We start from the raw sequence: 17,546 nt of genomic DNA, 5'->3' as shown, positions 1-17,546 counted from the left end.
GAAGACCCCGCCGAGGAGGCCCTACTTCGGGCCGAACTGCAGTCCCGTCTCGATCACCTCAGGGCCGTTCGAGGTCCAGCAGCAGTGGCTGGCGAGCCTGACGGCGAGCGAGGTGAGGGAGGCGATCAGGGCTTCCCCCCGGGCACACAGGCATCAGCTGCCGTCAAACAGGGACTGGGCGACGTGGGTGCTGCTGGGCGGGCGGGGGTCGGGCAAGACCTTTGCCGGGGCGCTCTGGCTGAGCGAACGAGCGCGGACGGACGGACAGGTTCTGGCGCTGGTGGGACCGGCGCTGCACGATGTGCGCGAGGTGATGATCGAGGGGCCGTCGGGCCTGAAGGCGATGGGCGAGGCCGGATACAGGCCGGTCTGGGAAGCGAGCCGCAGGCGGTTGCGGTGGCCCAATGACTCGGTGGCCTATGCCTATTCAGCCGAGGACCCGGATGCGCTGCGCGGGCCGCAGTTTCACGCGGCCTGGGTCGACGAGTTCTGTGCCTGGCGCAATCCCGAGCGGACGCTGAGTACACTGCGGTTTGCGCTGAGACGGGGAGCCGATCCGCGACTGGTTGTGACGACGACACCGCGTCCGATGGTGGCGCTGCGACGGTTGCTGGCCGAGCCCGGTGTCGAGGTCAGCCGGGCGGGGACAGAGGTTAACGCGGACAATCTGGCCCCGGGATTTCTGGGCCACCTGAGACGCCTCTATGCCGGGACACGGCTGGAGGCGCAGGAGCTGGAGGGGCAGATCGTCGAGACCGACGGGGCCCTGTTCCGCGCCGAGGATCTGGCGCGGGCCCGAGGCGCGCGTCCGGTCGAACTGGACCGGGTGGTGGTGGCGGTGGACCCGCCCGCGACGGCCCACGGCGATGCCTGCGGGATTGTGGTTGCGGGGCGCCGGGATCACACAGCCTATGTGCTGGCCGATGAGACGGTGCGCGGCCTGTCGCCCGCGGCTTGGGCCCGGGTGGTCGCGTCGATCGTCGAGCGTGAAGGGGCCGAGGCGGTGATCGCCGAGGTCAATCAGGGCGGGGATATGGTGCGGACCCTGCTGGTTCAGGCGGGCTGTGCCTGTCCGGTGCGGTCGGTCCATGCCACGCGCTCGAAGCGGGCGCGGGCCGAGCCGGTCGCGGCGCTGTATGAGCAGGGACGGGTGGTGCACTGCGCCGCCCTGCCCGCGCTGGAAGAAGACATGATGGCGCTGGGAAGCGGCGAAGGCGGGCCAAGCCCCGACCGCGCCGACGCCCTGGTGTGGGCCATCACCCATCTGATGCTGGAGCCGCGGGGCGAACCGCGCCTGCGGTCCCTCTGAGGCGGGCCGCTCCGGGCGTCGTCAACTGACAACGAGAACGAAGGAGATCGCCATGGACTGGTCCCGCTGGCGCCTGCGCCGGGGCACGACATCTGTGCCCGAAATCAAGGATAGTCGGGCCGGGGCGCTGATCGCCCTGACCGGAGGTGGCCGGCCGCGCTGGACGCCACGCGACTATGCTGAGCTGGCGCGGGAGGGGTTCGGCAAGAACCCGGTCGCCTATCGCGCTACCCGCATGATCGCCGAGGCGGCGGCGTCGGTGCCGCTGAGGGTGTTCGACAAGGACACGCTGTGCCGCGACCACGGACTGGCGCAGCTGCTGGCGCGGCCCAATCCTGAGCAGTCGGGGGCGGAGTTTCTGGAGGGGTTGTATGGCGCGCTGCAGACGGCGGGCAATGCCTATGTTGAAGCGGCGGGCGACGGCGATGGCGGCCTGCCGGAGGAGCTGTGGTCGCTGCGCCCCGACCGGGTGAAGGTGGTTCCGGGGCGGCACGGCTGGCCCGAGGCCTATGACTATGGCCTCGCGGGGCGGTCGGTGCGGATCGGGCGGGAGGCGGACGGCTGGATGCCGGTGATGCATCTGAAGCTGTTTCACCCGATCGACGACCACTATGGCTTTTCGCCGCTTGAGGCGGCGGCCTTTGCCATCGATGTGCACAATGCCTCGGGCGCCTGGAACAAGGCGCTGCTGGACAATGCGGCAAGGCCGAGCGGGGCGCTGGTCTATGCGTCGCGGGACGGCGAACGGCTGACCACGGAACAGTTCGAGCGGCTGAAAGCCGAGCTGGGCGAGGCGCATGCGGGGCCTGCCAATGCCGGGCGGCCGCTGTTGCTGGAAGGCGGGCTGGACTGGAAGCCCATGAGCCTGACGCCCGCCGAGATGGACTTTATCGCCGGCAAGCACGCCGCAGCGCGCGAGATCGCGCTGGCGTTCGGGATTCCGCCGCAGCTGCTGGGGATTCCGGGGGATGCGACCTATGCCAACTATCGCGAGGCCAATGTCGCCTTCTGGCGGCAGACGGTGGTGCCGCTGGTGCGCAAGGCCGCCGGAGCCTTGACGGCCTGGCTGTCGCCGCGCCTGCCCGGATGCCGGATCGAGGCCGATCTGGAGGCGGTGCCGGCCTTGTCACCCGAGCGCGACGCGTTGTGGGCCCGGCTGAATGCCGCGACCTTCCTGACCGAAGACGAGCGGCGGCAGATGGCGGGGGTGGGGAAGTGAAGTGGCGAGTGGCGAGTGGTGAGTGGCGAGGCGAGAGTGCGAATCCTGCCCCCTGCTCGTCACATGTCACTCGTCACTCGCCACTTTTGGGAGAACGGCATTAACGGCATGAACGACATTAAACGCATACCCGTCGCCCTGATCGCGGCGCTCATGGTGCAGACGGTCAGCGGACTGATCTGGGCCGGAGGGGCAGCGGCACGGATCGCGACGCTGGAGGCCCGCGTGGGCGAGCAGAGGCTGGTCGCCGAACGGCTGGCTCGGCTGGAGGAGCAGAGCCTGGCGACGCGCCGGGCGGTGGAGCGGATTGAGAGGGTTTTAGTGGCGAGTGGCGAGTGGCGTGTGACGAGCGCGTCCGGCGAGGAGCAGGCCGATGGCTTATGACGCCCGGGCGGTGGATGACGACCCGACATTGCCCTCGCCACTCGCCACGCGTCACTCGTCGCTTCTGATCACCGGCTATGCCTCGCTGTGGGGTGTGGCGGATCTGGCGGGGGATGTGGTGATGCGGGGCGCGTTTGCGCCCAGTGTGGCGCGGCGTGGGTCGGCCGGGGTGCGGATGCTGTACCAGCACGGCGAGCGCACGCCGGTCGGGGTGTGGACCCGGATCGAGGAGGACGACCGCGGCCTGAGGGTCGAGGGTGAGATCCTGGACATCACGCCCGAGGGACGGATGGCCGCGGCGCTGGTGCGGGCCGGGGCACTGGACGGCCTGTCGATCGGCTTTCGTGCGATCCGGGCCAGGCGCGACGGGCGGCTGAGGGTGCTGGCCGAAGTGGACCTTTGGGAGGTGTCTCTGGTGACCTTCCCGATGCTTCCGGGGGCCCGGTTTCATTAGGTGCCGGGGCGATTTCACCGCCTGCTCAGGTTTCGCTCAGGACGCTCAGGGGGCGCGGGCGCAGGAACAGGGCTCAACTTCGGCCCAGGGAGAGCGCGGCATGAGCGGTGAGACGGTGAAAGCGGTGGACGGCCAGACGGCCGTGATGCGGACGGTGATGTGGGGCGGGGCCGTGGCCCTGTTGCTGGCACCGGCGGTGGCCATGCAGTTCACGAGCGAAGTGCAGTGGAGCCTGTTTGATTTCGCCCTGATGGCGGTGCTGCTGGCCATCGCGTGCGGGGTCGGAGAGTTGGTGCTGCGCGCCTCGGACAGTCTGACGTACAGGCTGGGGGCGGCGGTGGCGATCGGCACGACCTTTGTGCTGGGCGTCGGTAATCTGGCCGTGGGCCTGATCGGGTCGGAGGACAATCCGGCCAATGACCGGGTCTGGGCCGTGCTGGCGGTCGGGGTGGTCGGTGCCCTGATCGCCCGGTTCAAGCCGCGCGGGTTGAGCCTGGTGATGGTGGCGCTGGCCGCCGGTCAGGTCGGTCTGGCCCTCTATGCGGATGCGACGGCGCAGGATTTGCCGCTGAGGATCACGGTGGTGTTTGTCACCGGCTGGCTGGTCGCGGCGGCCCTGTTCGACCGGGCCGCGCGCGAGGGCCGGGCCTAGGGAAGATACTCTGCCGGGATGGGCGAGGCTTCGGTTTCGCCGGTCCAGTAGATGCTGAGGATCCACCAGCGTTCGCCGTCGTGCATCAGCTGGAAGCTGTTGATCCCGCGCGCGAAGGGCTCGGGGTCGGCGACCGTGCGACGGCTGTCATAGGTCGAAAAGACGTGCGCCATGGAGCCGAACCGGTCGGTGCGGCTGGCGATCTCGCGCTCGTGGAACCCGCCGCGCTCCAGCTGGGGACCGGCCAGGGTGATGTATTCCTCGGGCGTCCAGACTCGCACGACCATGTCGCCGGCGGGGTTGAGACCGGTCGGTACCAGACGGGCGGTCGGGTGGAACAGGGAACGGAAGCGGTCCCAGTCGCGGGCCACGCCGGCGTCGCCGGAGATGACCTCATAGACGGCCGCGATAATGGCCTCGGGCGTCTCCACATCGGCGGGGTCGGCGGCAGGCGCCGTGGCGGTCGCCGGGGCCGGGTCCTGGGCCTGAACCGCAAGCGGTGACGCCAGCGCCAGGACGAGCGCGGCGGCGAGTGTGGATGCACGCATGGGAATTCCCTCCGTCAGGGGGGTGAGACTGCCGCACCGGGCGGCGGATGGGAAGGCGTATTCCGGACTGCCGGACGCCATCAAGGAGACACCATGAAAGAGACCAAGACCGTGTCGGGCTCGCCCGAGACGCGCGCCGCCATGCATGAAGTTATGGCCGCGTTTGAAGCCTTCAAGGGCGCCAATGATGCGCGGCTGGCGGAGCTGGAGAAGAAGGCCTCGGCCGATACGCTGCTGGAAGAGAAGGTCGCGCGCATCGATGCGGCGGTCGGCTCCGCCCAGGCGCGGCTGGACCGGGCGCTGAGCGAGACGAGGCGGCCGCAACTGGGTGATGGGGTTGCCCCCTCCGGCGGCTTTGCCGCCACCTCCCCCATGAAGGGGGAGGAGACGAAATCGGCGTTCGCGGCCTATATGTCGGGCGGGTCGACGGTGGGGCTGGAGCTGAAGGCAGGGCTGTCGTCGGGGCCGAGCTCGGGCGGCTATGTGGTGCCGCCGGAGACGGAACGGGCGATCGAGCGGCGGCTGATGGCGGGCTCGCCCATGCGCGAGATTGCGACGGTGCGGACGGTCGGCTCGGGCGTGTTCAGAAAGCCCGTTTCGACCGCCGGGGTCGAGGCCGGCTGGGTGGCGGAAACGGCGGCCCGGCCCGAGACCGATCCGGCGACCCTGGCGCTGCTGGAGTTTCCGTCGGCGGATCTGTACGCCTGCCCCGCCGCGACCCAGAGCCTGCTGGATGATGCGCTGATCGATCTGGACGAATGGCTGGCCGCCGAGGTCGAGGATGCCTTTTCCGCCCAGGAGACCGAGGCCTTCGTCAATGGCGATGGCACGAACAAGCCGCGCGGCTTTCTGGACTATGATCTGGTCGAGGACGGCGGTCAGGAATGGGGCGAGATCGGCTATGTCGCCAGCGGGGCCGCCGGAGCGTTTCCCGTATCGAACCCGACCGACCGGCTGATCGATCTGATCTATGCGCCGAAGGCGCTGTACCGGCCGAATGCGCGCTTTGTCATGAACCGCCGGACGGTGGGGACGGTGCGCAAGTTCAAGGACGGGGACGGCAACTATATCTGGCAGCCGGCGCAGCGGCCGGGGGATACGGCCAGCCTGCTGGGCTATCCGGTGACCGAGATCGAGACCATGCCGGACATCGGCGCGGATGCCGCAGCGATCGCGTTCGGGGACTTTCAGCGCGGCTATCTGATCGTCGACCGGGCGGGGGTGCGGGTGCTGCGCGACCCGTATTCCGCCAAGCCCTATGTGCTGTTCTACACGACCAAGCGCGTGGGCGGGGGCGTGCAGAATTTCGACGCCATCAAGGTGATGAAGTTCTCCGCATCCTAGACGCGGAGTGACGTGTGGCGAGTGACGAGTGGCGAGAGCCGCTCGTCGCTGGCCGGACGGGTGAGACGCGAGCTGTCGGGAGTGAGCAGGCGAACTCGCCACTCGTCACTCGACACTCGCCACTTTCAAGCGAAGCGAGAATTCAATGACCGCACCGGTGACCTTGGCCGAGGCGAAGGCCTTTCTGCGCGTCGGGCATGACGGCGAGGATGGTCTGATCCAGACCCTGATCGAGGCCGCGCAGGCGCGGGTCGAGGGTGAGGTGGATCAGGCGCTGGACGCCGACAGTCCCGCGCCGCTGAGGCTGGCCGTGATGATGCTGACCCTGATCGCGTATGAGCGGGGGCTGGCGGAGATGACGGCGCAGGCCGTCGAGGCGTGGATCGCGCCCTATCGAATGGTGCGGCTTTGAGCGCGGCCGCGCGGCGGGTGCTGGCGGCCCTGTATGCGGTGACCGTGACCGAGACGCCCTATGGCGGGCAGGCGCGGACCTATGAACTGCTGGGCCAGATCTGGCTGAACCCCGGCAAGGTCGGGGGGCGACGCCGGAGCGGTCCGGACGGCCAGCAGCGGATCGAGACGTGGCGGGTGACGACGGGGCTGGACCCGCGTCTGAATGCGGGGCGGGTGCTGGAGTTCGAGGGGGTGCGTTGGCGCATCCTGGCGGTGGCGACCGGCCCGGCGGAAACCGACCTTGAGCTGGAGCGGCTGGCATGAGCCATGAGCTGGCCCTGCAGAAGGGCATCCTCGCACGGCTGAAGGCGGATGCGACGCTGGACGCGCTGATAGGCGGGCGGGTCTGGGATGCGGCGCCGCCGGACCCGGTCTATCCGCATGTGAAGCTGGGACGCAGCCAGAGCCGACCGATGGCAGGGGGCGGCGGAGCGGTGGAACATCAGCTGACGCTGATCGTCGCCTCGAGGTTCTGCGGGACGGAGGAGGCGCGGGCGGTGGCGGCGGCGGTGCGCCTCAGCCTGAGCGGCGCGGTGATCGAGACCGACGGGGTGCGCAGCCTGAAGCTGGAGGTGCCGCTGAGCGATGTTTTTGCCGCCGATGACCGACTGACGACCTGGGCCGTGATCCGCGTGCGCGCGGTGACCCAGGACATCTGACAACCCCAAGACCATCGAGGAGAGTCCCATGGCGGCCCAGAGCGGCAAGGACCTGTTGCTGAAGATCGAGACGGACCCCGATACCTTTCTGACGGTGGCGGGCTTGCGGGCGCGGACGGTGTCGCTGAATGCGCGCGCCGTCGATGTGACCGATGCGGACAGCGCCGGGCGCTGGCGCGAACTGCTGGCCGGGGCGGGGGTGCGCACAGCGGCCATCGCCGGCCAGGGCATCTTCCGCGATGCGGCGTCGGATGCGCGAATCCGCGAGGCCTTCTTTGCCCAGAGCACGGACCGCTGGCAGGTGATCGTGCCCGACTTCGGCCGGCTGGAAGGACGGTTCGTGGTCTCGGCGCTGGAATATGCCGGCGAGCACGACGGCGAGGCGAGCTTTGCGCTGAGCCTGGCAAGCGCCGGTGAACTGACCTTCGAGGCGATCTGATGCGGATGGCCAATGGGGCGCGGGGCGAGGTGCTGGTCGAGCTGGACGGGTCGTCGCGTCGGCTGTGCCTGACGCTGGGGGCGCTGGCCGAGATCGAGACCGCGCTGGAGGTGTCGGGGGTCGAGGGTCTGGTCGAGCGGCTGCGACGGCCGACGGCGCGGGACCTGATGGCGGTGCTGGCGGCGCTGTTGAATGGGGGCGGGGAGCGTGAGCTGGCCGGGCGGCTGGAGCAGGCCGCGATTTCTCCGCGCGTTGCAGCCGAAGCTGTGGCGCAGGCCTTTGCCGCTGTGGGTGGAGGCGAGGGATGACGGAGGCCTGGGCGAGCCGGCTGAGGCTGGCGGTCCGGCTGGGCCTGACGCCCGACGCCTTCTGGACCCTGTCGATCGCGGAATGGCAGGCGCTGACGCGGATGCCGGGGCAGGCGTCGCCGCTGAGCCGCGCGGAGTTCGACCGGCTGAGCCGGGACTGGCCTGACGAGGGAGCAAGAGCATGACGGACACATTTGGCCCGTCGAGGCTGGAGACCGTGCCGCTGGAGGCCGCCGAGGCGACGGCCGCGCTGGAGAGCCTGAAAGAACCGGCCGAGCGTGCGGCGCGGTCGATCGAGCAGGCCTTTGACCGGGCGGGTGAGAGTCTGGCTGCGTCGCTGACGCGGGCGGCGGCGGACGGAGAGATTACGCTTGCGGAACTGGCACGGGCGGTGCTGGCGGCGGCCAACTCGGCGGTCGGCACCTTGATGAGCGGCGGTGGCGGCGGGCTGGGCGAGGCGCTGGCCAATGCGGTCGGCGGGCTGTTCTCGGGGACACGGGCGGAGGGCGGACCGGTGATGCCGGGCGGGGCCTATCTGGTCGGCGAACGCGGGCCCGAAGTGTTCCGTCCCTCGCAGGCGGGCATCGTCGGCGGGGTCGAGGGGCCCGGCTTGGTGCTGAACCTGAAGGTTGAGGGCGGGACGCCGGGCCTGCTGCGCTCCGAGACGCAGATTGCCCAGGCCTTGGCCCGGGCCGTGGCGCTGGGCGCGCGCCGGTACTAAGGGGGGATGCGATGAGTTTTCATGAGGTGAGCCTGCCTGCACGTCCCCGCCTTCGCGGGGATGACAAAATCTCCGGAGCGACAACCCGATGAGCTTTCATGAGGTGAGCTTGCCGGTGCGGCTCGCGTTCGGGTCGACGGGCGGGGTGGAGCGGCGGACGGAGGTGGTGACGCTGGCGTCCGGCCATGAGCGGCGGTCAACCCCCTGGGCCAGCGGTCGGCGGCGGTATCTGATCGGGGCGGGGCTGAGGTCGCTGGATGACATGGCGGCGCTGACGGCCTTTTTCGAAGCGCGACAGGGGCGGCTGTACGGATTCCGGTTCCGGGACTTTGCCGACTTCAAATCCTGTGTGCCCGGAGCGGAGCCCGGCCCGGGTGATCAGGCTATCGGCACAGGGGATGGGGTCACCACGCAGTTCCCGCTGATGAAGGCCTATGGCGGGACGCTGAGACGGATCGCCAAGCCGGTCGAGGGATCGGTCAGGATTGCTGTGGACGGCATCGAAGCGCCGGAGGGTTGGAGCGTCGATGTCACGACCGGTGTCGTGACATTTGCGAGTGCGCCGGATGACGGGGCGGAGATCACTGCCGGCTTCAGGTTCGACACGCCGGTGCGATTCGATGCCGACCGGCTGGAGATCACGCTGGAGAGCTTTGGCAGCGGGCGAATGGTGGCCATGCCGCTGATCGAGATCCGGGTCTGAGCCATGCGCGACATTCCCGAAGAGATGGCGGCCCGGATCGAGTCCGGGGCGGCGACGCTTTGCCATGCCTGGCGGGTGACGCGGGCGGACGGGGTCGCGCTGGGCTTTACCGATCATGACCAGGTGCTGGCGGTGGACGGCACCCCCTGTTCCCCGATCGAGGGGTTTGAGGCCGGCGCGCGCGAGGGCGAAGCCGGGTTCGAACCCGGCAGCCTGACGCTGGCGGGCCATCTGGGCGAGGGCGACGATGCCCTGACCGAGGCGGCCATCGGAGCGGGTCTGTTTGATCGGGCGCGGGTCGAGCTGTGGCGCGTCGACTGGATGCGGCCGGACCTGAAGGTGCGGCTGTGGGTCGGGCGGATCCGCGCCCTGAAGCGCGAAGGCGGCCGGTTGACGGTCGAACTGGAGGGACCGCTGGCGGCGCTGGATCGGCAGATCGGGCGGACCTATGGCCGACTGTGCGAGGCGCGGCTGGGCGACGGCCGGTGCGGGGTGGACCTGGAGGCGCATCCCGGTGCGCGTTGCGACAAGCGCTGGGAAACCTGCGTCGGGACGTTTGGAAACGGGGTCAATTTCCGGGGCTTTCCCGACACTCCGGGCGATGACTTTATTGCTGCGCACCCTGTCGATGGAGGCCGGCATGACGGCCGGAGCCGCCGGTGAGGGCGGCAGCACTGGAGGCCGCCAGAGGCTGGGTCGGGACGCCCTACCGCCACCAGGCCAGCTTCAGGGGCGAGGGGGCGGACTGTCTGGGACTGATCCGGGGCGTCTGGCGTGAGGTGATCGGGCCGGAGCCCGAGGTCCTGCCGCCCTATTCGCCGGACTGGGCCGAGGCGGGCGGGGCCGAGACGCTGCTCATGGCGGCGCGGCGCTGGCTGATCGAGATCGATGTGGATGCGGCACAGCCGGGCGATGTCCTGCTGTTCCGCATGCGGGCCGATGTGCCGGTCAAACACTGCGGAATCCTGAGCGCGGTCGGTCCGCCCGAGCCGCGACTGATCCACGCCTATTGGGGCCGGTCGGTGATCGAGAGCTGGATGGGCGACTGGTGGCTGAAGAAGCGGGCGGTGGCCTTCACCTGGCCCGAGCGCATATTCTGAAAACGTGAGGAGACAGCATGGCGCAGGCCGTACTGGGAGGACTGGGCCAGGCTCTGGGCGGGGGCGTCGGGCAGGCCATCGGCCGGGCGCTGGGCGGCATGCTGGACCAGCGGCTGGTGGCCAGTCTGGGGCCGGCGCGACAGGTGGGCCCGAGGCTGGAAGCGATCCGCCTGCAGTCGACCGCCGAGGGGGCGCCGATGGCGCTGGTGCTGGGGCGGGCACGCGTGACGGGTCAGGTGATCTGGGCGGCGCGGTTTCTGGAACAGCGGCATGAGCAGGGCGGCGGCAAGGGTGGGCCGCGCACGGAGTCCTATGCCTATTCGTTGAGCTTTGCCGTCGCGGTCTGTGAGGGGCCGATCGACGGGATCGGGCGCATCTGGGCCGACGGGCAACCACTGGACCGGGCCGGTGCGACGCTGCGTATCCATCGGGGGACCGAGGACCAGATGCCCGATCCGCTGATCGAGGCGGTCGAGGGGGCGGGCGCGGCCCCCGCCTATCGCGGGACGGCCTATGTGGTGTTCGAGGACCTGCCGCTGGCGGCGTTCGGCAATCGCGTGCCGCAGCTGGCGTTCGAGGTGTTTCGGCGACCGACGGGCGGGGCGGCGGCGCTGGAGGACCGGCTGGAGGGGGTATGCCTGATCCCCGGAGCGGGGGAATTCGTGCTGGCCACCGAGCCTGTGGTGCGACGTGCGGGCCTGACCCGGACCGAGGTGGAGAATGTGGCCTCGGCCGAGGGGCGGCCGGACCTGATCGTCTCGCTGGACCAGCTGACGGCGGCCTGTCCGAACCTGAAGCGGGTCAGCCTGGTGATCGGCTGGTTCGGGACGGACCTGAGGGCCGGGCACTGCAGGATCCGACCGGGGGTGGAGCGGCGCGACAAGCCGACGGTGCCGATGGACTGGTCGGTGGCAGGTCTGGACCGTGCGAGCGCGCATCTGGTGAGCGAGGTTGGCGGGGCTCCGGCCTATGGCGGGACGCCTTCGGACGACGCCGTGCGGCAGGCGGTAGCGGAGCTGAAGGCGCGGGGGCTGGAGGTAACGCTGTATCCGTTCGTCTTCATGGACATACCGCCGGGCAATGGCCTGAGCGATCCTTTTGGCGGGGTGGAGCAGGCGGCCTATCCCTGGCGCGGGCGGATCGTGGCGGATGAACCGGCGACGGCGGGGGCCGATGTCGCGGCGGTGTTTGGTACAGCGGACGGCTGGGGCCTGCGGCGCCTGGCGCGCCACTATGCGGCGCTGGCGGCAGAGACGGGGGCCGATGGCCTGCTGATCGGCTCGGAGATGCGCGGGCTGACGACCAGTCGGGACGCGGGCGGCGGCTATCCGGCGGTCGCGGCCTTTCGCGATCTGCTGGCCGAATGCCGGGCGATCGTCGGACCGGGGGTCGCCCTGTCCTATGCGGCGGACTGGTCCGAATATTCCGGGCATCGGCCGGACGATGGCTCCGGCGATGTGATGTTTCACCTCGATCCGCTGTGGGCCGATCTGGCGCTCGATTATGTCGGCATCGACTGGTACCCGCCGCTGGGGGACTGGCGCGCGGGCGACGGCGGGCTGGACGCGGCGAGCTATGAGGGGCCGGATGACCCGGCCTATCTGGCGATGCAGATGGCCGGTGGGGAGCATTTCGACTGGTTCTATGCCGATGAGGCGGACCGGGCGGGACAGGTGCGGACGCCGATTGCCGATCTGGCCCACGGCGAGGACTGGGTGTTCCGGGCCAAGGATCTGAAGGGCTGGTGGAGCCATGCGCACCATGATCGGCCCGGCGGGGCGAGGTCGACCAGCCCGACCGCCTGGGTGCCGGGCATGAAGCCGATCCGGCTGACCGAGTTCGGCTGTGCGGCGGTCGACCGAGGCGGCAATGCCCCCAATCTGTTTCAGGATCCGAAGAGCGCCGAGAGCGCGCTGCCGCCCGGGTCCAGCGGCGCGCGGGATGACCGGATGCAGCGCCGGGCGCTGGAGGCCGTGCTGAACCATCTGGACGACAGCGCGGCCAATCCGGTGTCGGGTGTCTATGGCGGGCGGATGGTGGAGGGGGCCGATGCCTGGTGCTGGGACGCGCGGCCGTGGCCGGCGTTTCCGGGGCGACCGGAGCTGTGGGCCGATGCTCCGGCATGGGACACCGGTCACTGGCTGAACGGACGGCTTCTGGGCGAGACCGAAGGCCTGCTGGCCGATCTGGCGGGACGGATCGGGCCGGAGGAGGAGCCGGTGATCGGGCCTGTGCGGGACCGGATCGAGGGCTATGTGGTCGACCGTCCGATGAGCGTGCGGGAGGCACTGGGCCCGCTGGTCGCTGGACTCGGCCTGGTGGTCAGCGAAGCGGGTGGTCAGCTGACGCTGAGGGCCGACGACGATGGCCCGGTGGTGACGATCGATCCGCAGGGTCTGGCCTTGCCGGACGAAGGGGGTGCCGAAGTCCGCGATCACACGGTGGACGAGAACCCCGATCGGGTACGGGTGCGGTATCTGAACCTGGCAGATGACTATCAGACCGGATCGGTGACGCTGAGCCGGGACCAAGGAGGCGATGCGGTCGCGGGGCTGGACGTCGATTTGCCCGCCGTCTGTGACGAGGCACAGGCGCGGCGGTTCGCGGCACGGGTGGCGGCGGGGCTGGAGGGGGTGGAGCGCCGGACGCTGACGCTGGGCCCGCTGCAGGCGCTGATGCTTGAGCCGGGAGATCGAGTGCAGATGGTCGACGAGGACGATCTGTGGCGCGTGGAGCGCATCGCCGTGGACGAGGCGGCGCGGGCGGTGCTGGTGCCGGTCCCGGTGACGGAGATCGAGGACGGGACGCCGGTCTGGCGGCTGCCGGATCGCTTGGGGCCGGCGGGGGCGCCGTGGATGCGGATTCTGGAACTGCCGCCGCTGGTCGGGCGGTCGGAGGGCGGCGTCGTGGCGGCGGTCGCAGTTGATCCCTGGTCGCGGCATGCGGTGACGGCGGGGCCGGACGCCCTGAGCCAGACCCTGCGCGGGGTGGCGCGTGGCCCGGCGAGTGTGGGCTCACTGACCGAACCTCTGACCTCCGGCGTCTGTGGACGTTGGGACGAGATGGCCGCCCTGACGGTGCAGATCGAAGGGCGGTCGCCCGAAAGCCGTGAGGCGCTGGCGGTGCTGGCCGGGGCCAATGCGGTGGCGGTCGAGACCGGGGCCGGATGGGAAGTGATCCAGTACCGAACGGCGGAACTGGTCGGCGGGGACGTCTGGCGGCTGAGCGGGCTGTTGCGCGGGCAGGGCGGCGGCGAGCCCGAGGCGGAGGCCGACGCGGCAACCGGGGCAGCCGTCGTGTTTCTGGATGACAGTCTGGTCGAGCTGGGACCGATGCGGGAGGAATACGGCCTGCCGCTGCTGTGGCGGGCCGGAGCCGGGGGTGCGGTGCCGTCGGGCCCGTTCGTAAGCGAGCTGACCCATGTCCTGACGGGGCGGGCAGAGCGGCCCTGGCGGCCGGTGCATCTGACGGTGCGGTCGACGGACGCCGGTCTGGCCTTGGGCTGGATCGCGCGGACGCGTGTCGGCGGTGACAGCTGGGAGGGGGAACCGGAGCCGGTTGATCCCCTGCGGTTCCGGGTGCGGATTCTGGACGGTGACGCCGAGCGGCGCGCGGTCGAGGTCGCAGGCACAGAGTGGCTGTATTCCGAAGCGGATCGGGTGGCCGACTTCCCGGGCGGGTGCGAGGGGGCGCGCTTTGCCGTGTCGCAGGTGTCAATCCACGGCCTCTGGGGGCCGGAAGCGGTTACGGCCCTTTGCGAAGGCGGTGGCATGCCCTAACTGATGGCCTTGAGCTATCAGGAGCGATGATCAACCGTGGCAGGCGACCCCTATCAGGAACTGGGTGTGTCCCGGGGCGCGAGCGCGGATGAAATCAAGAAGGCCTTTCGCAAGCTGGCCAAGGATTTTCACCCCGACAAGAACCCGGGCGACGCGGCGGCCGAGGACCGGTTCAAGCGGATCACAGCAGCCTTTGACCTGCTGGGCGATGCCGAGAAGCGCGCCAAGTTCGACCGGGGCGAGATCGATGCTGACGGTCGTGAGCAGTACCGGGGGTTCCGGGGCGGCGCGGGCGGCACTCCCGGTGGCGGGTTTGGCGGTGGTGGCGCCCGCACGACCTTCGACGACATCGATCTGGAAGACATCTTTGGCGGCATGTTCGGCGGTGGAGGCGCACGGCCCCGGGGCGGAGCTGCCCGTGGGCCCGCGCGGGGCCAGGACGTCCGGGCCAGTCTGGAGATCAGTCTGGAGGACTCCATCCAGGGCTCGACCCGGCGTATCCAGTTCTCGGACGGACGGACGCTGGATGTGACGATCCCCAAGGGCGCCGACGACGGTCAGATGATCCGGCTGAAGGGGCAGGGCGTGCCCTCGCCGCGCGGTGGTCCGGCCGGAGACGCCCTGATCGAGTTGAAGATCGCGTCGCATGCGCTTTACCAGCGCGATGGCGCGGACCTGACCATGGATCTGGCCGTGCCGCTGTCGGATGCGGTGCTGGGCGGCAAGGTGGCCGTGCGGACACCGGACGGCGTGGTCAATCTGACGGTGCCGAAGGGATCGAACTCGGGCCAGATGATGCGGCTGAAGGGCAAGGGCGCCTTTGCCGGCGGCCGGCGCGGCGACCTGAAGGTGCGGCTGATGATCCAGTTGCCGGGCGAGGATGTGCCGGAGCTGACCAGGGCGGCCGAGGCACTGCGAAAGCGTGCCCTGTGACCGGCGTGGAACGGCCTAAGGTGAAGCCGCAACGGCCGTGGTTTTCGGCGGGGCCGACGGCCAAGCGCCCGGGGTGGGCGATCGAGGCCCTGCCGACTGATCTGCTGGGCCGGGGCATCCGGGCGCCCGAGGTGGTGGCGCGCTTTGCCGAGGGGCTGACGCTGACGCGAACGGTGCTGGAGGTGCCGGACGACTGGTCGCTGGTCTATGTGCCCGGCTCGGACACGGGGGCGGTGGAAGCGGCGCTGTGGAACCTGCTGGGCGAGCGACCGGTACAGGTCATGGCTTTCGAGAATTTCGGCAAGGTCTGGGCCACCGATGTGCGCGATCATCTGGGTCTGGAGCCCGAGATCCTGGAAGCGCCGTGGGGCCGGTTCCCGGATGTAAGCCGCGTCGATCCGAAGGCCGATCTGGTCTTTCCGTGGAATGGCACGACCTCGGGCGTTTGCGCGCCCGGTGCGGACTGGATCGCGACGGACCGGGAGGGGCTGGTGATCTGTGACGCGACCTCGGCGGCCTTTGCCATGGCCCTGCCGTGGGAACGGCTGGATGTGGTGACCTTCAGCTTCCAGAAGGCGCTGGGCGGTGAGGCGGGGCTGGGGGTGGCGGCTCTGTCGCCCCGGGCCATTGCGCGGCTGGACGGATTTGTACCGCCCCGCCCGGTGCCCAAGGTTTTGAGGCTACGGAACGACAAGGGATTCGACCGGGCGCTGGCGACCGGATCGATGATCAACACCTTTTCCGTCCTGACGATCGAGGACTGGATCGACGCCCTTGCGTGGGCCGGGCGCGTGGGCGGGCTGAAGACCCTTATTGCTCGGACCGAGGCCAATGCGGCGGTGCTGGACGCCTGGGTGGATCGGACGGACTGGATCGACTGGCTGGCCGAGGAACCGGGGACGCGCTCGACCACCTCGGTCTGTCTGAAGATCGTTGACCCCCGCGTCGTGACGATGGACGAAGAGCGCCGTCGCGACCTGGTGATGCGGATGAAGGCGCTGCTGGAAGCTGAGGGGGCCGCCTTTGATGTGGAGGGGCACCGCAATGCGCCGGCGGGCCTGCGCGTCTGGTGCGGGTGTACGGTGGACACGGCCGACATCGAAGCTCTGACCCCTTGGCTGGACTGGGCGTTTGCGACGGCAATCGCTGAATAATCGCCGGACTTGAGGCGACACCGGACGATTCCCCGGCTATAGGCTCGGCCCGCGTTGGAAGCGGAGAGTGACCCTTGGCGAATGTGACGGTGGTCGGAGCCCAGTGGGGCGACGAGGGCAAAGGCAAGATCGTCGACTGGCTGTCGAACCGGGCCGACTGGGTCGTGCGGTTTCAGGGTGGTCACAATGCCGGTCACACCCTGGTCGTCGGTGATGTCACCTACAAGCTGAGCCTGCTGCCGTCGGGCGTGGTGCAGGGCAAGCCGTCCGTGATCGGCAATGGCGTGGTGATCGACCCGTGGGCGCTGCGCGACGAGATTGCGCGGATCGAGGCCCAGGGCGTCAAGATCACCGCCGAGCTGCTGACCATTGCCGAGACCGCCTGTCTGATCCTGCCGCTGCACCGGGATCTGGATCAGGCGCGCGAGGCCCAGGCGGGCACCACCAAGATCGGTACGACCGGGCGCGGCATCGGTCCGGCCTATGAGGATAAGGTCGGGCGGCGGGCGATCCGCGTCGGCGACCTGACCGATCCCGATGCGCTGGATGCCAAGATCGACCGCCTGCTGGCGCACCACAATGCGCTGCGGAAGGGTCTGGGCCTGCCGGAAGTGGATGTGCCGGCATTGAAGGCCGATCTGCTGGCCATCGCCCCCGAGGTCCTGAAATATGCGGGCCAGCCCGTGTGGCGGCTGCTGGATCAGGCCCACCGCGACGGAAAGCGGATCCTGTTCGAGGGCGCGCAGGGGTCGCTGCTGGACGTGGACCACGGCACCTATCCCTATGTGACCAGCTCGAACACGGTTGCGGGCCAGGCGGCGGCGGGCTCGGGTCTCGGGCCGCGCTCGGTCGGCTATGTGCTCGGCATCGTGAAGGCCTATACGACCCGCGTCGGCGAAGGGCCGTTCCCGACGGAACTGTTCGACGAGGATGGCCGTCGGATCGCAGATCGCGGCCGGGAGTTCGGTACGGTGACAGGTCGCCCGCGGCGCTGTGGCTGGTTCGATGCGGTGCTGGTGCGTCAGTCGATCGCTATCAACGGCATGCACGGGATCGCCCTGACCAAGCTGGATGTGCTGGACGGCTTTGAGACACTGAACATCTGCACGGGCTATCGGGTCGGTGGCGAGACGCTGGACTATCTGCCCGCCGGACTGAAGGCCCAGGCTGAGGTCGAGCCGATCTATGAGGCGGTCGAGGGCTGGTCGGAAAGCACCCAGGGCGCGCGCTCGTGGAAGGACCTGCCGGCGGCGGCGATCAAATATGTGCGGCGGATCGAGGAGATGATCGGGGCGCCCGTGGCCCTTCTGTCGACCAGCCCGGAGCGGGACGACACCATCCTGATGCAGGACCCCTTCCACGGCTGAAGGCAAGTCCCGCATTTCAA

Annotated in this window: 21 protein-coding genes; 20 read left to right on the top strand and 1 reads right to left on the bottom strand. The window is 69.7% G+C overall.

Translation table 11 applies throughout. The features are described 5' to 3' along the window. Window positions 1–187 precede the first annotated feature (187 nt). The 5 genes from EG854_RS02000 to EG854_RS01980 all read left to right on the top strand — a co-directional run bounded on the left by EG854_RS02000 (window position 188) and on the right by EG854_RS01980 (window position 4,018). Window positions 188–1,309, top strand: coding sequence for a DNA-packaging protein (locus EG854_RS02000; RefSeq protein WP_123286070.1), 1,122 nt, complete (start codon window positions 188–190; stop codon window positions 1,307–1,309). Between the two features lie 52 nt (window positions 1,310–1,361). Further along, a complete protein-coding gene (locus tag EG854_RS01995) occupies window positions 1,362–2,528 on the top strand; it encodes a phage portal protein (protein WP_123286069.1) in 1,167 nt (388 codons plus the stop codon). Between the two features lie 63 nt (window positions 2,529–2,591). Further along, window positions 2,592–2,912, top strand: coding sequence for a hypothetical protein (locus tag EG854_RS01990; RefSeq protein WP_241153087.1), 321 nt, complete (start codon window positions 2,592–2,594; stop codon window positions 2,910–2,912). Further along, on the top strand, window positions 2,902–3,366 hold the full coding sequence (locus EG854_RS01985; RefSeq protein WP_123286068.1) for an HK97 family phage prohead protease: 465 nt from the start codon (window positions 2,902–2,904) through the stop codon (window positions 3,364–3,366). Before EG854_RS01990 ends, EG854_RS01985 begins: the two co-directional genes overlap by 11 nt. 100 nt (window positions 3,367–3,466) lie before the next feature. After that, window positions 3,467–4,018, top strand: a complete 552-nt coding sequence (locus EG854_RS01980) for a hypothetical protein (protein ID WP_123286067.1) — start codon at window positions 3,467–3,469, stop codon at window positions 4,016–4,018. Here the strand turns inward: EG854_RS01980 and EG854_RS01975 are convergent. Then, entirely contained in the window at window positions 4,015–4,566 is a 552-nt protein-coding gene (locus EG854_RS01975) for a hypothetical protein (RefSeq protein WP_123286066.1), read from the bottom strand. The genes EG854_RS01980 and EG854_RS01975 overlap by 4 nt on opposite strands. A gap of 93 nt (window positions 4,567–4,659) precedes the next feature. Here EG854_RS01975 and EG854_RS01970 point away from each other — a divergent pair, with 93 nt between their 5' ends. From EG854_RS01970 to EG854_RS01900, 15 genes are all read left to right on the top strand, one after another. Further along, window positions 4,660–5,910 (top strand): phage major capsid protein, encoded by a 1,251-nt coding sequence (locus EG854_RS01970; RefSeq protein WP_123286065.1) that lies wholly within the window; start codon window positions 4,660–4,662, stop codon window positions 5,908–5,910. 145 nt (window positions 5,911–6,055) lie between these two features. Further along, window positions 6,056–6,322, top strand: a complete 267-nt coding sequence (locus EG854_RS01965) for a head-tail connector protein (protein ID WP_123286064.1) — start codon at window positions 6,056–6,058, stop codon at window positions 6,320–6,322. After that, on the top strand, window positions 6,319–6,627 hold the full coding sequence (locus EG854_RS01960) for a phage head-tail adapter protein (protein WP_164461770.1): 309 nt from the start codon (window positions 6,319–6,321) through the stop codon (window positions 6,625–6,627). Before EG854_RS01965 ends, EG854_RS01960 begins: the two co-directional genes overlap by 4 nt. Next, the gene (locus tag EG854_RS01955) at window positions 6,624–7,022 is read left to right on the top strand and encodes a DUF3168 domain-containing protein (protein WP_123286062.1); all 399 of its coding nucleotides are present in this window, start codon (window positions 6,624–6,626) and stop codon (window positions 7,020–7,022) included. The genes EG854_RS01960 and EG854_RS01955 overlap by 4 nt, the downstream gene beginning before the upstream one ends. Before the next feature lie 28 nt (window positions 7,023–7,050). After that, on the top strand, window positions 7,051–7,461 hold the full coding sequence (locus EG854_RS01950) for a phage major tail protein, TP901-1 family (RefSeq protein ID WP_123286061.1): 411 nt from the start codon (window positions 7,051–7,053) through the stop codon (window positions 7,459–7,461). Continuing rightward, window positions 7,461–7,769: a GTA-gp10 family protein gene (locus EG854_RS01945; RefSeq protein ID WP_123286060.1), complete on the top strand. Its 309-nt coding sequence runs from the start codon at window positions 7,461–7,463 to the stop codon at window positions 7,767–7,769. Before EG854_RS01950 ends, EG854_RS01945 begins: the two co-directional genes overlap by 1 nt. Next, the gene (locus EG854_RS01940) at window positions 7,766–7,954 is read left to right on the top strand and encodes a phage tail assembly chaperone (RefSeq protein WP_123286059.1); all 189 of its coding nucleotides are present in this window, start codon (window positions 7,766–7,768) and stop codon (window positions 7,952–7,954) included. The genes EG854_RS01945 and EG854_RS01940 overlap by 4 nt, the downstream gene beginning before the upstream one ends. Beyond that, window positions 7,951–8,490, top strand: coding sequence for a phage tail tape measure protein (locus EG854_RS01935; RefSeq protein WP_123286058.1), 540 nt, complete (start codon window positions 7,951–7,953; stop codon window positions 8,488–8,490). Before EG854_RS01940 ends, EG854_RS01935 begins: the two co-directional genes overlap by 4 nt. Before the next feature lie 88 nt (window positions 8,491–8,578). After that, window positions 8,579–9,193, top strand: coding sequence for a DUF2460 domain-containing protein (locus EG854_RS01930; protein WP_123286057.1), 615 nt, complete (start codon window positions 8,579–8,581; stop codon window positions 9,191–9,193). 3 nt (window positions 9,194–9,196) lie between these two features. Then, window positions 9,197–9,856 (top strand): DUF2163 domain-containing protein, encoded by a 660-nt coding sequence (locus EG854_RS01925; RefSeq protein ID WP_123286056.1) that lies wholly within the window; start codon window positions 9,197–9,199, stop codon window positions 9,854–9,856. After that, on the top strand, window positions 9,853–10,293 hold the full coding sequence (locus tag EG854_RS01920; protein ID WP_123286055.1) for a C40 family peptidase: 441 nt from the start codon (window positions 9,853–9,855) through the stop codon (window positions 10,291–10,293). The genes EG854_RS01925 and EG854_RS01920 overlap by 4 nt, the downstream gene beginning before the upstream one ends. Before the next feature lie 17 nt (window positions 10,294–10,310). Further along, the gene (locus EG854_RS01915) at window positions 10,311–14,072 is read left to right on the top strand and encodes a baseplate multidomain protein megatron (protein WP_123286054.1); all 3,762 of its coding nucleotides are present in this window, start codon (window positions 10,311–10,313) and stop codon (window positions 14,070–14,072) included. A 36-nt stretch (window positions 14,073–14,108) separates the two neighbouring features. Then, a complete protein-coding gene (locus EG854_RS01910; RefSeq protein WP_123286053.1) occupies window positions 14,109–15,005 on the top strand; it encodes a DnaJ C-terminal domain-containing protein in 897 nt (298 codons plus the stop codon). Window positions 15,006–15,010: 5 nt separating this feature from the next. Then, on the top strand, window positions 15,011–16,159 hold the full coding sequence (locus tag EG854_RS01905; RefSeq protein ID WP_123286102.1) for a phosphoserine transaminase: 1,149 nt from the start codon (window positions 15,011–15,013) through the stop codon (window positions 16,157–16,159). A 74-nt stretch (window positions 16,160–16,233) separates the two neighbouring features. Next, window positions 16,234–17,526 carry an adenylosuccinate synthase gene (locus tag EG854_RS01900; protein WP_123286052.1) on the top strand — a complete coding sequence of 431 codons (1,293 nt, stop codon included), beginning with the start codon at window positions 16,234–16,236 and terminating at the stop codon, window positions 17,524–17,526. Window positions 17,527–17,546 lie beyond the last annotated feature (20 nt).

It is taken from the genome of Brevundimonas halotolerans (assembly GCF_003730275.1).
GTDB classification, from domain to species: domain Bacteria; phylum Pseudomonadota; class Alphaproteobacteria; order Caulobacterales; family Caulobacteraceae; genus Brevundimonas; species Brevundimonas halotolerans.
This window is presented reverse-complemented; position numbering and strand designations above follow the sequence as displayed.

Coding starts and splice junctions, on each gene's coding strand:
- EG854_RS01945 (WP_123286060.1), top strand. CDS start 7,461: ATGCGGATGGCCAATGGGGCGCGGGGCGAGGTGCTGGTCGAGCTGGAC.
- EG854_RS01970 (WP_123286065.1), top strand. CDS start 4,660: ATGAAAGAGACCAAGACCGTGTCGGGCTCGCCCGAGACGCGCGCCGCC.
- EG854_RS01935 (WP_123286058.1), top strand. CDS start 7,951: ATGACGGACACATTTGGCCCGTCGAGGCTGGAGACCGTGCCGCTGGAG.
- EG854_RS01990 (WP_241153087.1), top strand. CDS start 2,592: ATGTCACTCGTCACTCGCCACTTTTGGGAGAACGGCATTAACGGCATG.
- EG854_RS01975 (WP_123286066.1), bottom strand. CDS start 4,566: ATGCGTGCATCCACACTCGCCGCCGCGCTCGTCCTGGCGCTGGCGTCA.
- EG854_RS01980 (WP_123286067.1), top strand. CDS start 3,467: ATGAGCGGTGAGACGGTGAAAGCGGTGGACGGCCAGACGGCCGTGATG.
- EG854_RS01940 (WP_123286059.1), top strand. CDS start 7,766: ATGACGGAGGCCTGGGCGAGCCGGCTGAGGCTGGCGGTCCGGCTGGGC.
- EG854_RS01915 (WP_123286054.1), top strand. CDS start 10,311: ATGGCGCAGGCCGTACTGGGAGGACTGGGCCAGGCTCTGGGCGGGGGC.
- EG854_RS01985 (WP_123286068.1), top strand. CDS start 2,902: ATGGCTTATGACGCCCGGGCGGTGGATGACGACCCGACATTGCCCTCG.
- EG854_RS01955 (WP_123286062.1), top strand. CDS start 6,624: ATGAGCCATGAGCTGGCCCTGCAGAAGGGCATCCTCGCACGGCTGAAG.
- EG854_RS01995 (WP_123286069.1), top strand. CDS start 1,362: ATGGACTGGTCCCGCTGGCGCCTGCGCCGGGGCACGACATCTGTGCCC.
- EG854_RS01925 (WP_123286056.1), top strand. CDS start 9,197: ATGCGCGACATTCCCGAAGAGATGGCGGCCCGGATCGAGTCCGGGGCG.
- EG854_RS01930 (WP_123286057.1), top strand. CDS start 8,579: ATGAGCTTTCATGAGGTGAGCTTGCCGGTGCGGCTCGCGTTCGGGTCG.
- EG854_RS01965 (WP_123286064.1), top strand. CDS start 6,056: ATGACCGCACCGGTGACCTTGGCCGAGGCGAAGGCCTTTCTGCGCGTC.
- EG854_RS01950 (WP_123286061.1), top strand. CDS start 7,051: ATGGCGGCCCAGAGCGGCAAGGACCTGTTGCTGAAGATCGAGACGGAC.